Genomic DNA, 15,633 nt, shown 5'->3' with positions numbered 1-15,633 from the left:
GTTATACGTCCCTTCCCCGGCGCAAACCGCACGCTTCAGGTTTTGTTCCAGTGCTCCGGCGCGCAGGCGTCATATCCTTCGCCTGGCGGCCGCAGCGGGCGCCAGATTTGCCGCCATGAGCGGGTTTCCGGGTTTGCAGCCACCGGCCAGCACCAATGGTTTGCGGCGCGGCGGTAGCAATGGCCGCAAATGGCGCGCATCTTAGTCGTTCGCGCTGGCCGCAGCGAACGACTGCCTACCACCCGAACAATTGCTTTTCGAAGTACGATCCATCCGCTTGAAGTTGAGCGCTGTGGTGTGGGGGGTGGCTGTCGGGAGGAAGGCTATATCTAGCTGGAACTCGGGCCGCATCATCGGTCAGAAGCCGCCATTGAAGCCGAAGGAGATCTGGGCCATCCGTACCGCCTTCAGATGTTGAGCGCAGTGCGCGATCTGGCGCTGTTCAACCTCGCGATCGACAGCAAATTGCGCGCTTGTGATCTCGTCGCGATCTCAGTTGGTGATGTTTCGATTTCTGGAAGGGTTCGCGACCGGGCGATCATCATCCAGAGGAAAACCAGCCGACCTGTACAATTCGAACTGACCGACCAAACGCGGGAGGCCGTCGCTGCATGGATTGGCAGTCGCTCGGTGAACGGGACTACCTGTTTCCGAGCCGCGTGCACGCATTGCCGCATCTCTCGACGCGGCAATATGGCAGGATCGTCGAGCGGTGGGTGTCGAGCATCGGACTTGACCCCAAACGCTATGGCACCCACTCGATGAGGCGGACGAAGGCGGCGCACATTTACAAGAAGACCGGCAACTTGCGCGCCAGCTCTTGCTCGGCCACAAAAAGCTGGAGAGCAACGTACAGTATCTCGGCATCGAGGTCGACGACGCGCTCGCCATCTCTGAACAAGTTGAACTGTACTACCGAATTGCGGTGCTTCTCATCGAAGCGCCGCTCGCTGCCCCGCCGAGGGCCAGAGTCGACCCAAAGCCGCCGCTCGCCTGTAGCGCCGGTCATGTCAGGGATCGGACAATAAGCAGTCACCGGGAACGGGAAGATCTATGGCGACAGCCGCAGCGAGTTGGCTGAAGCTCACTCGTTGACGCGCTGAGCAGATTGACACTGACGAAAGTCCGCTGGCGACTTTCGTAGCAAGGCAGTCAATCTGGTCTGAGGGTTGCCTTATTCATGCGCATCTGGCGCAACATGTTCCGACCGGCGGCGATCATCTCGAAAAGAAACGCCACGAGGGACCCGATGAGCGAGAGGATCGCACCGCCGAAAAATCAAAAGAGATTTTCCTCGCGGAATCCGAGCGCGAGCGCACCAGAAAGCAGATTCAGGATCGCACAGCAGGTGCAGATGGCAGCCAGTGTCCCCAAGGCGACCGCTATTTCCAGGGCGAGAGTCCGTCGCCGAAGATAGCCCAGTTGCGCGCGGCGTGCCTCGCTCTGCTCGTCCTTCTCCCCTACCTCGTTGACCCGATCCGATACCCTGCCAAGGCGAGTCGCGTACACGCTCACGAAACCCGCCGTACCGGCGAGGAGAAACACGGGCGCCCGAGAGGTTTGGATTATGGAGGCAAGATCATTGATGATTGGTGGCGGCTCCATGAGTGCTCTTCATTATTATGGCGGAACGGCACGACGTCTCAGGTAGGAAAGCAGCACGCCAGTGGTCGGCGCGCGTTCCACTGGATTTGGCGCGAACGCTCGACGGCAGCGGCCCTTAAAACCGCACCACCAGGCCCAGGATCGGCCCCTGCTGCACGACGTCGAACACGAAACCGTCGTCGCTGTAGTCAACCGCGAGGGCGCGGTAGCCGGCGACAGCCGAGACCGTATCGCTGAATCGGTAGCCGATCGCCGCGGCGACATCCCAGTCGAGGTCGGCACCACCGGCACCGACAAGCCCCCAACCTGTCAGGTAGATTTCCGGCGTGATCGAGTAGGTGCCGCGAAAGCCGGCCAACCCATCCACCCAGATCGCGTCATCCGTTCTGGAACGCCCGTCGAGAATTCCGCCGCGGAAGGAGAGTTCGCTTTCGACCGACCACAGGCGCAGGCCACCGACGATATCGAGCCGCCCGGAACTGTCCTCAAAGATCGCGTAACCCACCCCGAGCAGGCCGGCGAAGGTCTCGGACGTCAGTTCGACATCGGTTGCAAGAATGCCCCTCGGTGTGCCGGTCTGACCGGAAATCTTGGTGTACATGACATCGCCGAAAATGCTGTAGGGACCATAGCGAGCTTCGCCGATTGCCATCGCCCCGAAATCGAGGTGATCGAAAATATCGCTGAAACTGGCGTCGACATGGGCTTCCGGCAGCCCGAATTGCGCAACGTCCCCCGATAGTCCCGCCGCCCAGAAGTAAGGCGCAAACAAGAAGGTCCAACCGCTCTCGGTCGTCGTCTCTTGAACCTCCGGCGTCAGCGGTGAACGGATATCCGCGGCCATGGCCCCGCCAGTGGCGAGAAGGCTTCCGACGAATGTCAGAGCTCTAATGAGGCGAGACGTCATCTTTTCCCCCGATAGATCTGTTGCATCGTCATTGACTCACCTTGATTTCATCATGACCGAGTGCCGTCGTTTGACCAGACACTTTTTGACACGCGTAGTTAGAATTAACTACCGAGCGCAACTTGCGGCCTTGGCCTGATTTCTGCCGTTGCACGTGGCGTCGGTTGTGATTCCCGTTGCCTGACCCGCGGGCCCGACAAGCGCCTCGACGTGGTGGGCATAGTTTTGCCTGGTATTCTGGTCGACGATCGCAGCCGGAGCGGCAACGACCAGGCCCGCTGTGGTCCCGACCGCATGCGCGGCGCCGGCGGTCGCCGCCACGATGTGATCGCCAAGCCCCAGCCGGCTGTCGGTCAATGTCTGACCGGCCGACAGACGCGTGCCGATCAGTTGGACGATTTCGGGCGATTCCGCGAATTTGCTGTGGTGCAGCCTGTCACCCGCCTGGATCTTGGTGAGGTCGATGACCGCGATGTTGTTCGCCGCCAGTTCCTCCCAGTAGGGAGACTGCTCCGGATCGATCGCGCCGAGCCGCGAGACATTGCCCCAGACGCGTCGCGACACGGCCAGCGCGCGATCGTCGCGCGAGACGAAGAGCGTGAAGCGCGGACGTTGCTTGCCCATGTCGGCGATCTGCGAGCGAAAGACGTCCACATCGACATCGGGCGCTGCCAGCATGACATTCTTGAACTTGGCCGGCAGCCCGTCGTTGCGGATGGCCATCTGGCGCAAGGATTCGAGCGCCAGCCAGTTGCCCATCGAATGGGCGAGGATCGCGACCTCCTTCACCTCCGGGTCGCGCGCCAGATATTGGAACAGCCTTTCGACCGCATTGCGCGTATAGTTCGTGCTCTCTCGATCATAGCCATAGGCAAGCAGGCTGCCGCGCGACGGCCATGTCGCCAGTACCGGGGTGCTGTGCGCGCCTGAGTCGTGGACAATCTGGGCGAAGCGGAACACGGCATCCTCGAAATGATTGTTGAAGCCGTGGATGAAGACGAGGACGCTGCGATCCGGGCTCTTGCGCACGGAATTGCTCAACCACTGCTCGGCCGCCGTCCGATCGATCTGCTCGGCCTTGAGCGTTGCGAAATCCGTTGACGGATTGGGCGGAAGCCTGCGCGGCCAAGCGACTTCGCCGGCCTTTCTCACACCGGTGGGTGGAACCGATACGGTGATCTCGGCGAAGGCGGGCGCCAGCGCACGCTCGCCGCTGACATCTCGCCGGGATTTTCCGATCGATCTCGCGTGGTCGCAACCAGCATCTCGACCTGGCTGGCGGCCGGTGAGGCGGTTACCGGTTGAAGCACGCCCGTCGGGCGGCTGGCGCAAGCTGCCAACAAGGACGTGACGAGAACAACCACGGCCAGCGCGCCAAAACCGCGTCCCGCAGAATTTCCAAAGAAGGGATGGATGGTGGACCTGTGCTTCATAGGGGCACAAGTCCGTTCTTGTTAGACGCGCAAGCTGAAACCTGCCCAACTGTCATCTTGATATCCCGGGTTGGCGGTGGCGGTCGCCGTAATTTACGACTACGTGTATCTTCAGCGGACCAGACCCTTGGCGCAGCAAATGGCGGCGACGCCCGACGAGCGAATTTCGGCAGGAGGCATCGACTAAGGGCATCGATACCCGACGACGTTTCCGTAAGCATCCCGGACGGGTACGCATGCCGGTGCATAGTAGGTCGACGCTGCAGCGCCCGCGTAGACGGCGCGCCGTGTCGTGCGGCGCGCGACACCGGCGTAGCTGACGGGTGTTAATGGCCTCCCGATTCTTGCCTCCGCTTGCGATATCAATCGGCTTGGTGCCCCAGCGGGAAACGTCCCGTCCCAGAAGAGCGCGAATAGGCCGGCAGCAGTTGTGAGCACGAGCGTTGCCGTTTTGTGTATATCCATCGTCATTGCTCCTTCATCACTTCTGCCGGGGGCGGCAGTTCGCCGATATCGGCCAGTGCCGTGACGTCGACAGACTTTGCGCCTGCAGGTGGTTCAAAGGTGAATGCCTTTGCGTCGAGCGGCGTGTCGGTATCCCATGCCTTGATCCGCAAGGTGTATTGCGGCGCCGCGGCGAGGGTCTTGCTGGTGATGACGTACTTCCGCGGGATGGGTGCGTTTCCGCGCTCCACCCAGAGCTGCCAGTCCGTCTCCTGATTGCGGAAGGCAAGGTGCTCGCACTCGGCGCCATCCACGACACCGTGGCCGATATATTTGGCCTCGATCACACCGGCGACGAGTTCGTCATAGAGGTTGGATAGAAGCAGGTCCGCTCCCGGCAATTCAATATAGTGTTCGGTTCTCAGCCGATCGATCATCTGGTCGATCGACCCTCTTGCATCGAGTTGGGTGAAGGTATTGCTGTCCTTGCCGAGCACGGTCGCGGTCTTTCCGTCGAAAACAACTTCAACGTCCGTATATCCCCCGCTCCGTGTCGCCCGCAGTTTGTCGGGTCGGCTCAGTTTCAGATGGCCCGAGGAGGCGAACTGAAGCTTTTCCACGTGCGGCGTGATCACCTCGATATCGACGTCATACTGCAATTGGATGTGCTGTTGGCTGGTGACGTAGTCCGACATCGCCTTCAAGATTTGCTTTGCGTCCTCGCCCTCGGCCAGTGCAGGGGATGAGACCGCAAGAGCGACCAGGAATGTCAATGATGCCAGCCGCGCCCTCTTCGGCCGGGCAGTCGATGGTGGGCCATTCGATCGCGAGTTGTTCATGCGTACCTCCTCTTCATCGTCTGGACCGCGTTTTCTTAGCGACTTTTAGTATGAAGAGGGGCTGAGCACATGTAGCATCGTGTAACGTCTATCGATGTGACCACCCCGAACGCGATTAGTCGCCCTTTGCGGTGCGGGCTTACGGAACAGCGATACCCGCCTTTGCCAGCCCTTCAAGGAAGTGGGTTTGGTCTTCCGGTCGGAGGATTCGCATCGCCACCTCGCCGCGAATGTTTTCCAGAAGGTCCGGCGCATGGGCCTCGATCCATCGGCGCTCCCTGGCCGCCTCCGCTGACTTTTCAAGCTGCCCAAGAATGGCTGCGACGATGAGATGATAAAGCGGATTGGCCTGCACGTCGGCCGCCCGGATCCATTGCTCGGCGGTGGCGTAGTCCTGCTGCATGTAGGAGCACAGCGCGAGCGTCGCCTCGAAGTAGCCGATCGGCCCCGGATTTCTGCTGACAGCTTCGGCGACGAGCGCACAGCCGGTCTTCCATTCGCCTGAAAGGGCGAGCCGGAGGCCATATTCCGCTCTCAGCTCCGGATCGTTCGGATTGAGCGCCAGCGCGCGCGAGCCGATCTTCAGTGCCGTGTCGACATCACCGCGGAAAAAGAAGGCGAGCATCTCGGCCTGGAGACCGCGCACGTTCTGCGGATCGAGTTCGACGGCGCGCCTGGCTGCACCGATGGCAAGGTCGAGCGGCGATGGAGAGGGCGCATCCAGCCGGTGTCGGAACCGCAACTGGTCGATGTAGGTGAGCGAAAGCAGTGCCCAAGCGGTCGCATAACCGGGAAATCTTTCGACTGCCCGTTTCAGACAGCCCTGAACCGCAGTATGGGTTTGCGGATTGAGATCGGCACGATAGCCATAATAGAGCAAGGTGCATTGATAGGCTTCCCAGTCGTCCGGCGGCATGTTGGCAGCCTTCGATGCATCCGCTCGGAAAATGACCCCATAGGGATGAGCCAGGGCCGTGGCCACCGCGCGCGCCACATTGGTTTCGAGGTCAAGGTGGCTGCGAACCTGAAGGCTCTCGCTATAACTTTCGGCCCACAAGACCGAACCGTCGTCGCGTTTGACGAGACGGGTTGTAAGGCGAAGCTTGTCACCGTCGAGCCGCACACCACCCGAGAGGGCATAGCGCGCCGCCATGGCGTCGCCACTCGAGTGCGTCTGCCCCGATGGTTCGGGTGAGTGGCCGGCGATCACGACGATTTCCTTGAACTTGGAGATCTGTTCGATGACCTTATCGGTCAAACCTCTCGCGACGATGTCCGAACTACCGGTACGCGACAGATCCTCGAACGGCAGCACAATCAGTCGCGGCACATCCGGCACCGCCCGCACGATGTCCGCCGAGTTCATGGGGGCGTCGGCCAACTCGTCGGTTCTCGAGAAGCTGTACAGTACACTGAATGCGAGAATGAGGATGCCGGAGGCGGCGAGAAGGATCGGTTTCCAACGCCCTACCCAAGGCTCGCTATGCTCGTCTGTTTTGCCCTGAGCGTTCCCTTCCGGGAACGGGCCGCGATCATTCCGACTGAAAGCAGGAACATACCCCCCCTTCGGCATGGTGATGCGGATCGGGTCGCTTTGACCGGCGGTCAGGTAGTAACGTTCAAGCGCTCTCCTAATGCGTCCGGCTTGTATTCGAACGACGGGATCGCTCTGCGCATCGAACGACGAGTCACGGCCAAAGACCTCTACCGCGATCGAATAGGCCTTTATCCGATCCCCTCGCCCGGCGATGGCTTCCTCCACGACATAGGAGAGAAACCTTCGCGCCCGTTCCGGCACGTCGAATTCCGGGCTCGACCGAATGCGGTCTAACTGCGCACGAATTTTTGCTTCTGTCGGCAATGGTGCTGCCGGCGGAGGCTCGACTTCGACAGAACCGGTGCGGACCATTGCCTGCCCCTCCACAGGCCAGGCAGGTTCGTTGCCTGCCAGCGCTCCTGTTTGCTCGCGTAAACTACATCCCTGCATTGGTCCAACGCAATATACTCTACCTGCAAATATCGCGGAGAGGTCGAAAAAATGGGTCTGCAGTCGGACGACCCTGGGGGGAACGGATTACGGGCCGCCGCTCGGCGCTTTCCGGCGCTAGGCTCCGAAATTGGGGCATTGCTTGCACGCGACGAGAACTTTCGCGGGCTGTGCGATGATTTAGCCGCCGCAGAGGAGGCTCTCGCGGCAGCCGAGCAGCTGCCGGAATACCTCCGTACGGCGCGACGCCGCGAATACGAGGAACTCATCAAGGACCTCGCTGAAGAGATTGCCGAGGCGCTGGAGCGGGCGAACATCTTCCCGATCTCCCGATCGCCAAAGTACTAACTGGATGGTGTCATGAAGCTGCTGAGGGAACCTCTCGTCCATTTCGCCATCGGCGGCCTCGCCCTGTTTGCCGCCTACGCCTGGCTGAACGACGACACTGTGGCAAGCGACCGGACTGAGATCAGGATCAGTGACGGACATCTGCGTTGGGTTTCCGAGACCTGGTCCAGTCAATGGCGCCGCACGCCCTCCAACGACGAACTGCGCGGTCTCGTTGCCGAGTTGGTGAAGGAAGAGTTGCTGGCGCGAGAAGCCCGCGCCTTGGGCCTAGACCAGGACGATACCGTCATTCGGCGCAGACTGGCACAAAAGCTAACCTTCCTGATCGAGGACGCCGCACGCATCGCCGAACCGAAGGAAGACGATCTGCGTCAGTTCTACGATGCCCATCCCGACATGTTCCGCCAGGAAGCGCGTGTGTCTTTCGATCACGTCTTCTTCAGCGGCTCGAGACGGCCCGACGCGGCAGCCGAAGCGCGTCGCGTGCTCGCCGCATCAGGCGGCCCCGACCAAACGGCGATCATCGATCAAGGGGATCAGTGGCTTGCTGCCGCGGGATTGAAGGCCGGCAAGGAAAGCGACATCGCCGCACAGTTCGGCCCGGCCTTCGCCCGCGCGGTCGTCGCGCTGCCGACGGGCGAATGGATGGGCCCGATCGAATCCGCCTACGGGCAGCATCTCGTTCGCGTATACGAAGTCGTTCCCGCCGCGGGGAGGCCCTTCGCCGAAGTGAAAGCCGAAGTGCTTGCGCAATGGCGTGACGAGCAGCGGCGCAATTACGAGCGGCGCTACTTCGCGGAGTTGCTGAAGAAATACGAGATCGTGGCGGAGCCGAGCGCCGAGCCACTTATCAGCAGCTGGGCACAGACAATGGTGGGTGTCCGATGAGGCGACTTGCCGTCATCTGCTGCGCGGCCCTTGTCGTTGGCTGGCTTATGCCGTTGCTCGTCGCCGCCGCAGCCTTCGCGCACGAGGTCCGGCCGGCCTATCTCGAATTGCGCGAACAGGCGCCGGGCGAGTTCGCCGTTATGTGGAAGGTACCGATGCGCGGCGAGATGAGGCTGGCCCTCAGGCCCGTATTTTCCGGTGCGAGCAAAGCGTCGCTGCCCACAGTCCACATCATTCCAGGTGCGGCAATCGAGACCTGGGCGTTAAACGCCCCTGCCCTACGCGGGCAGATGCTGACGATCGCTGGCCTCGAGGCAACGATGACCGACGTTCTGGCGCACATAGAGTACCTGGATGGCAGCGCATGGACGCAGCGTCTGACCCCAAGCGAGCCGTCGACAACGATTCCGGTAGCCGAGTCCGCCATGAAAGTCGCCGGGGTCTACCTGGTGCTCGGGATCGAGCACATCCTGTTCGGCATTGACCACCTGCTCTTCGTGTTCGCGCTTCTCATGTTGGCACATGGCATCAGGCCGCTGGTGAAGACGATCACCGCCTTCACCATTGCCCATTCCATCACGCTCGCCCTCGCGACACTCGGGCTTGTGCATGTGCCACAGACACCCGTGGAGGCGGTGATCGCGCTTTCCATCGTTTTCGTTGCCGCCGAAATCATACGTCGGGACCAAGGATACCATGGCATAGCGGCGCAGGCGCCGTGGTTCGTCGCCTTCGGTTTCGGTCTGCTGCACGGCTTCGGTTTTGCCGGCGCGCTCAGCGAAACCGGCCTGCCCACGACCCACATTCCGCTTGCGCTTCTTTTCTTCAATCTCGGTGTGGAGATCGGTCAGCTTCTCTTCGTGGCCGCGGTGCTGGCGCTTGCAGCCGTTGCACGTCGTGTCCCCCTGCCGCTTCCAACTTGGGGGCAACGCGTTCCGGCCTATGCGATCGGTTCGGTTGCGATGTTCTGGACGGTGCAACGACTGGCGATGTTTTAGCGCAAGATGAGGAAAAGTGTTCGCGGTTTTCGCCCGCATCCCGCGCTGACTTATTAGAAACGATCACGTTCATGACTTTAGGTCGATCGAACCTAAAATCATCGTGAAATAGAGGAGTCGACGATGCGCCGACACGTATACGTGACCCGTCTATTTCTGCTGTCGCTCGCGGCAACGCTGTCGCCCTCGGCTAGTTCCGCCTGCGGCTATCATGACGATGTCACGATGGCGCGGGGGCTGTTGAACTGGGTCTATCCGGACGCGCTGCACGTGCTTGGCTCGATCTCGGCCGCCATCGCCGCGCATCGTTTGCCGCCGCCGGCCCCAGCGGCCCGAGCACCGGATCTGTTCGGCGCAAAATACGGCAAGACGGTGCGATCGCTCGAGCGGCTTGGCCGAGGACTGGGTGCGACCTCGGGCGGGATGCGCGGCCCGCCGGTGGCGGTCGTTCTCATCGAGCCGATGCTGTGGGCGCGCTTTGAGCCGGGCGGTGCCGGGCGCACACGCGTTCACGTAACAGGCCCCGAACCGGACGATCTCGTTCTCGTATCCGGCGAGAGCGTCATCGGCGAAATTGCGAGCGGACGATTGACGATCGGCAAGGCGCACGAGATCGGCCTCATCCGCCTTTATGGATCGGCGGCGCAACAGGCGCAGTTCCTGCTTGCCTATGAACAGGTCGGACGTCAGCCGCTTCCCGTCACCGCAGGTAAGGCCGCCTCGTCGAAGTCGCCGGCTTTCGCCGCGCCCGCGACGACAACCGCCAAGGCAAGTAGCCCACCCCAACTCAATGACTTCCGATAACGGCGGCGCGCTCGCCTGCGGTCCGGGACACCATTGAAACAAATCGATGCCTCAGGAGGGAAAATCATGACGAAAGCTTTGTTGCAAGGTACGGCGCTTACCAGCCTGGTGATATTCGGTCTCGTGCTGCCCGCATTGGCGCAGGACGCCGGCACGCTCGGCAAGGACGCCGCCGACCGCGCGCACCAGCGCCCGCCGGCTTACTCGCCCTATGTCGGCCGCGACTTTCCGACGCGACCGTTCTTCGGCGACACGCATCTGCACACGTCCTTTTCCATGGACGCCGGCGCCTTTGGTGCGCGTCTCGGACCGATGGACGCCTATCGATTCGCAAAGGGCGAAGAGGTTGTTTCCTCCACCGGCCAACCGGTGAAGCTCTCCCGCCCGCTCGACTTTCTCGTCGTCGCCGATCACTCCGACAATATGGGCTTTTTCCCCGATCTGTTCGCCGGTAAGCCAGACCTTGTCGCCGATCCAACCGGCCGCAAATGGTATGACATGATCCAATCCGGCGAGGGCGGCGAGGCCGCGATGCAAATCATCGTCGCCTTTTCGCACGGCACCTTCCCCAAGGATCTGATGTACTTCCCGGGGACGCGTCCCTATCACAGCGCCTGGCAGGAGACGATTGCCGCGGCGGAGCACCACAACGACCCAGGGCAATTCACCGCTTTCATCGGTTTCGAATGGACGTGGAATACGGGCGGCAACAACCTGCACCGCAACGTCATCTTCCGCGACAATGGCGACAAGGCGAGCCAGGTCGAACCCTTCACCGTCTATCCGCCCTACGGCAGCGATAATCCGGTCGACCTCTGGAAGTGGATGGAAGCCTACGAACAAAAGACCGGCGGCAACGTCCTCGCGATCGCGCATAACGGCAATCTGAGCAATGGTTTGATGTTCCCCACCGTCGAGGCCTTCGGCAAGAAACTCGATAGCGGCTATGTCGAAACGCGCGCGAGGTGGGAGCGCCTCTATGAAGCGACCCAGACCAAGGGCACCGGCGAGGCGCACCCGTTCCTGTCGCCGAATGACGAGTTCGCCAATTTCGAGATCTGGGACAAGGGCAATCTCGATGGTAGCGTTGCGAAGACGAAGGACATGCTTGAATTCGAATACGTCCGCTCGGCCTACAAGAACGGTCTGAAGCTGGAGAAGGAACTCGGCACCAACCCCTACAAGTTCGGCCTGGTCGGCAGCAGCGACGCGCATAATTCCCTCACGGCCTTGGAGGAGGACAATTTCTTCGGCAAGACCGTGCCGCAGGAACCGAGCCCGCATCGCATGACCGCCGCCTTCATCGACAACCCGAAGACCGGCGTGAAGGTGATGGATTGGGAAGTCTCTGCTTCCGGCTATGCCGCCGTCTGGGCCAAGGAAAACACCCGCGAATCGCTGTGGGATGCCATGCAGCGCAAGGAAACCTACGCCACGACCGGCCCGCGGATGATCGTGCGCTTCTTCGGCGGCTGGAATTTCGGACCGGGGGACGCGGAAAACCGCATGCCGGCGGGCATCGGCTACGCCAAGGGCGTGCCGATGGGCGGAGATCTCGGCGAAGCACCAGAGGGTAAAGCGCCGACCTTCCTCGTCGCGGCGCTAAAGGATCCGATCGGGGCGAATCTCGATCGTTACCAGATCGTCAAAGGCTGGCTCGACAACGACGGCAAGCTGCAGGAGAAGGTCTACGACGTCGCCTGGTCGGGCGACCGCAAGTCCGGCGCCGACGGAAAGCTTCCGCCGGTCGGCGACAGCGTGGATGTCGCCAACGCCACATGGACCAATACGATCGGCGCGCCGGAGTTGATCGCCGTATGGCAGGACCCCGACTTCGACCTCAGCCAATCCGCCTTCTACTACGGCCGCGTCATCGAGATCCCGACCCCGCGCTGGACAGCCTACGACGCCAAGCGCTTCGGTGTGAAGGCGCTCAGCGGCACCACGATGACCCTGCAGGAGCGCGCCTACACGTCACCGATCTGGTACACGCCCAAGCCCTGAGGCCGAGAATGCGCGTGCACGATTATATTCCCGGAGTTCGTCTCGAACCGCGACATAAGCAGAGTTTTGATCCAGGAGATTGCAACAATGAGATACGCAGTCACCGCCGGTTTCCTGTTCCTTCTGGCGCAAACCGCAGCAGCGCCGGCGCAAGTCTCACACGAGACCCTCAAATCGCTTTCGACACCCGACAAGGTCGAGACGCGTCTCGGAGCGCTAGGGTTCAAAGACGGTGCCCCGAGCAAGGAAACCGTCGAAAAGGCTTACGACACGCTGGACTTCACCCGAGCGCTGGACGCCTACCTCAACAGCTACGGCGGCGCATCGGCCTATGCCCTTCGGGAAGGATTCCGCAGCATCGGTGCGAAGGACAACTCGATCGCGATTTTTTCGGAGCTGATGGATTCGAATTCGCTGTTTCTCACCCCGAATGCCGATACCGTTTACTACATGGGCGTGGTCGATCTTACGAATGGTCCCATGGTCGTCGAACAGCCGCCCAAGGGCGTCGGCACGATCAACGACATGTGGTTCGGCTGGATCATCGACATCGGCTACCCCGGCCCCGACCGCGGCGAAGGGGGAAAGTATCTTCTCGTCCCACCGGGCTATGACGGCCCGCTGCCGGAGGGCGGATATTTCGTGGCTCGGTCGAGGACGATGCGGGTGCTTTATGCCTGCCGCGGCTATCTCGTCGACAATGACCCGAAGGCCACCGCTGAACTGGTCAGGAAAACCCTGAAGATCTATCCATACACCGCCGGGGGCTTTGGCACCAGCGTCGCCACCGCGCTCGAAGGAACCGTCAAGCTCGCAGCCAATCCGCCCGTTCCGGAGACGAAGTTCGTCGAGGCGAGCGGCAAATCGTTCAACACGATCCCCCCGAGCGACTTTGATTTCTTCGAGATGATCAACGCGAACGTTCAGCAGGAACCAGCGGAGTCCTATAATGTGGAGCTCGCGGGACAACTCGCCGCGATCGGCATCGCCAAAGGCAAGCCGTTCGAACCTGATGAGCGGATGCGCAAGATTCTGACCGAAGCCGCCGCGATGGGAAACGCCGTCGGACGCGCCCTCAACTGGCGGGCCAACGAGGTGCCGGGCTGGGCCTATTATCCGGGATCGGGCTGGTCGAACATGTTGTGGGAGGGTGGCGCGAACTTCGAGACGCCGCCGCCGATGATCACCAGCGAGGGGCTCTTCAAGCCGCTGCCGGCGACGGGCGCCCGAACGCTGAATTCGAAGACGGCCTTCTACTACGCCTACACGCTCGATTCGCCGGGCATGATCATGCGCGTCCCGAAAGTGGGATCTCAGTATCTGATGAGCTTCGTGGACGCGGACAAGAATTACTTTGACGGCGGCAAGACCTACAAGGTGACGCTGCCGCCAAATATTCCCGCCGCCGCGTTCTGGTCATTCACCCTGTACGACAACCAGACGCGGTCGATGCTCCAAACGCCGCAGCGCTATCCTCGTGCTGGCAGCCAGAGCTACCCCTCCCCGGCGGTCGAGGCGGCTGCCGACGGGACCACGACAATCTATTTCGGTCCCGAACAACCAAAGGGGGTCGCGCGTGGCAACTGGATCCAAACGGTCCCCGGCAAAGGCTGGTTTGCCCTCCTACGGCTCTACAGCCCTCTCGAGAGCTTCTTCACGAAGGAATGGCGGCCGAGCGAGATCGAATTGGTGAAGTAAGGGGTCGCCGCTGGAACTAGAGGCGTGGCCGGTTTGCTCCGGGAGGTCGAGAGCGAACCGGCGCTAGGGAGTAAACAGATGATCAGGACAGCGATGATTGCAATTGGCAGCATATTGATGCTGTCAATCCAGGCACCCGGGGCGCTCGCGCAGGCGACCGCGTCTGCCCCCCCCCGCAGGAGCAGGCCGCCCCGGCCTTCGTCAGCTGCCAAATCAGATCCGCCGCGAGATTGCTCCGCTGGCGAGGGGTAGCAGGGTTTGGTCAGCGGTTACTCTGCAGTTCCGGTCATTCTGGAATTGGCGTAGAGCCCGTTGGCCACTGGCTTCAAGAGCGGGCCCTGCGCGTGAGCGCCGGCTCAAGTCCGCAAAGCAGCTACTCCGCGCCTTCACGCTGGACTTCCGCCTGCACCCACCCACGACGCTGATGAAGGCTAATTCTCGACCCGACGCTGTCATTCGCCTATAGCGCCCGCAATTTCCGGTGCTGACCCCAGAGCGGTCGCTGACCGTTGCTCGCGTCGACGAGCCCAGGGTGGTCGCCGCAGAGGCCGCGGTCGACCGAAGCCCATCAAACACACCAGCGGGTCTAGGAGTTCGCAGTTCTCCTTAGGCGCTGTTAGAATAACTTGAAATCCCGAAAACTGTCGAAGGGCGGTAGCAAGGTGTGTGACCGAGGTGGCTGAGACGGAGCAAACGGCAGCGATCGAACGAGCGCTGCCGAAGGCGATGACATCCGGCCTTGCAAGCGCCAGACGAGCGACCTGCCCAGTTGTTTGCGAAGCCTGAGGGACCTGGACGCGAGCATGCCCTTAAGCTCCGGACAATTTAACCGGGCCTATGAGGATGGCGCCTTACCAAATCCGAACGTCTTTCGCAGACTCCCATCGACCGCCTTTGCTGGCATGAATCTGCGCAGGCGGCTTAGAAGAGTCGCTTGCCCCCCGACAGGCTGACGCATTTTGTATGGGCTCTTGAGGGCGACCAGGATTTTTTCTGCAACCAAAATCGGAGCTGGCGCAGATTTGATCTGAGCCAGAATAGTCTTCATCGTCGCTTCGGCCTGGCTGGCATAAACGCCCAAGGGCGCCTCCGTATTCGCGGCATTCACGTCGAGATTGGTGTTCGTGAACGTCGGTTCCATCAGGATAACGCGCACGTTGAAGTCGCGGATCTCGTGGTCGAGAGATTCGGACATACCCTCGAGAGCGTGTTTGGTGCTGGCGTAGATTCCCATGAACGGCGCCGGCAGGAAGCCCAGAACTGAGCTGATATTAATTATGAGCCCGCTGCGTTCGCTTCGCATTGACGGCAGGACGGCGCGGATCATGCGAAGCGGGCCGAAGACGTTGACATCAAAGACCCTCGTTGCTTCCGCAATCGAAGTGTGTTCGACCGGGCCCGCCAGAGAAACACCGGCATTATTGATCAGGATGTCGATCCTTCCGGCCTCGGACAGAACCCAATCGACAAAGCTCGCAACGGATGCGTCATCAGTCACATCCAGGGTCCCGAATCTTACGCCGGAAATCGATTTGGCCCGCTTGGGATCGCGCGCCCCGCCGAATACACGGTATCCGTTCTGCGCAAGAAGACCGGCGGTTGCCTCGCCAATCCCTGAGGACGCCCCCGTGATCACTACAACTTTCTGTTCGGGCACAGTGGCCTCCTCTATCCAATT

General features: G+C 61.3%; 12 protein-coding genes and 2 pseudogenes. 7 read left to right on the top strand and 7 right to left on the bottom strand.

What is annotated here, in order from left to right; all coding sequences use genetic code 11:
- Positions 1 to 325 precede the first annotated feature (325 nt).
- Positions 326 to 910, top strand: a pseudogene (locus tag NGR_RS32790) (tyrosine-type recombinase/integrase); the annotation flags it as partial.
- A gap of 368 nt (positions 911 to 1,278) precedes the next feature.
- Here the strand turns inward: NGR_RS32790 and NGR_RS02475 are convergent.
- The 6 genes and pseudogenes from NGR_RS02475 to NGR_RS02455 form a co-directional block, all read right to left on the bottom strand.
- A complete protein-coding gene (locus tag NGR_RS02475; RefSeq protein ID WP_012706568.1) occupies positions 1,279 to 1,605 on the bottom strand; it encodes a DUF2721 domain-containing protein in 327 nt (108 codons plus the stop codon).
- A gap of 115 nt (positions 1,606 to 1,720) precedes the next feature.
- Positions 1,721 to 2,512, bottom strand: coding sequence for a hypothetical protein (locus tag NGR_RS02470; protein WP_012706567.1), 792 nt, complete (start codon positions 2,510 to 2,512; stop codon positions 1,721 to 1,723).
- Positions 2,513 to 2,620: 108 nt separating this feature from the next.
- Positions 2,621 to 3,882, bottom strand: a pseudogene (locus NGR_RS02465) (alpha/beta hydrolase).
- 246 nt (positions 3,883 to 4,128) lie between these two features.
- Positions 4,129 to 4,410: a hypothetical protein gene (locus NGR_RS32785; protein WP_240545100.1), complete on the bottom strand. Its 282-nt coding sequence runs from the start codon at positions 4,408 to 4,410 to the stop codon at positions 4,129 to 4,131.
- A gap of 2 nt (positions 4,411 to 4,412) precedes the next feature.
- Positions 4,413 to 5,228, bottom strand: coding sequence for a DUF2092 domain-containing protein (locus tag NGR_RS02460; RefSeq protein WP_012706565.1), 816 nt, complete (start codon positions 5,226 to 5,228; stop codon positions 4,413 to 4,415).
- A gap of 139 nt (positions 5,229 to 5,367) precedes the next feature.
- The gene (locus NGR_RS02455) at positions 5,368 to 7,137 is read right to left on the bottom strand and encodes a hypothetical protein (protein ID WP_012706564.1); all 1,770 of its coding nucleotides are present in this window, start codon (positions 7,135 to 7,137) and stop codon (positions 5,368 to 5,370) included.
- 129 nt (positions 7,138 to 7,266) lie between these two features.
- Here NGR_RS02455 and NGR_RS02450 point away from each other — a divergent pair, with 129 nt between their 5' ends.
- The 6 genes from NGR_RS02450 (at position 7,267) to NGR_RS02425 (ending at position 13,955) form a co-directional block, all read left to right on the top strand.
- Positions 7,267 to 7,563 (top strand): hypothetical protein, encoded by a 297-nt coding sequence (locus NGR_RS02450; protein WP_012706563.1) that lies wholly within the window; start codon positions 7,267 to 7,269, stop codon positions 7,561 to 7,563.
- A 12-nt stretch (positions 7,564 to 7,575) separates the two neighbouring features.
- Positions 7,576 to 8,451 carry a peptidyl-prolyl cis-trans isomerase gene (locus NGR_RS02445; RefSeq protein ID WP_012706562.1) on the top strand — a complete coding sequence of 292 codons (876 nt, stop codon included), beginning with the start codon at positions 7,576 to 7,578 and terminating at the stop codon, positions 8,449 to 8,451.
- Positions 8,448 to 9,449 (top strand): HupE/UreJ family protein, encoded by a 1,002-nt coding sequence (locus NGR_RS02440; RefSeq protein ID WP_012706561.1) that lies wholly within the window; start codon positions 8,448 to 8,450, stop codon positions 9,447 to 9,449. Before NGR_RS02445 ends, NGR_RS02440 begins: the two co-directional genes overlap by 4 nt.
- A gap of 123 nt (positions 9,450 to 9,572) precedes the next feature.
- Positions 9,573 to 10,253, top strand: coding sequence for a hypothetical protein (locus NGR_RS02435; protein WP_012706560.1), 681 nt, complete (start codon positions 9,573 to 9,575; stop codon positions 10,251 to 10,253).
- 66 nt (positions 10,254 to 10,319) lie between these two features.
- Positions 10,320 to 12,257 (top strand): DUF3604 domain-containing protein, encoded by a 1,938-nt coding sequence (locus NGR_RS02430; protein ID WP_012706559.1) that lies wholly within the window; start codon positions 10,320 to 10,322, stop codon positions 12,255 to 12,257.
- Positions 12,258 to 12,344: 87 nt separating this feature from the next.
- Positions 12,345 to 13,955, top strand: coding sequence for a DUF1254 domain-containing protein (locus NGR_RS02425; RefSeq protein WP_012706558.1), 1,611 nt, complete (start codon positions 12,345 to 12,347; stop codon positions 13,953 to 13,955).
- A gap of 835 nt (positions 13,956 to 14,790) precedes the next feature.
- Here the strand turns inward: NGR_RS02425 and NGR_RS02420 are convergent.
- Positions 14,791 to 15,612: an oxidoreductase gene (locus NGR_RS02420; RefSeq protein ID WP_012706557.1), complete on the bottom strand. Its 822-nt coding sequence runs from the start codon at positions 15,610 to 15,612 to the stop codon at positions 14,791 to 14,793.
- Positions 15,613 to 15,633: the final 21 nt, after the last annotated feature.

The organism is Sinorhizobium fredii NGR234 (assembly GCF_000018545.1).
Classification (GTDB): domain Bacteria; phylum Pseudomonadota; class Alphaproteobacteria; order Rhizobiales; family Rhizobiaceae; genus Sinorhizobium; species Sinorhizobium fredii_A.
This window is presented reverse-complemented; position numbering and strand designations above follow the sequence as displayed.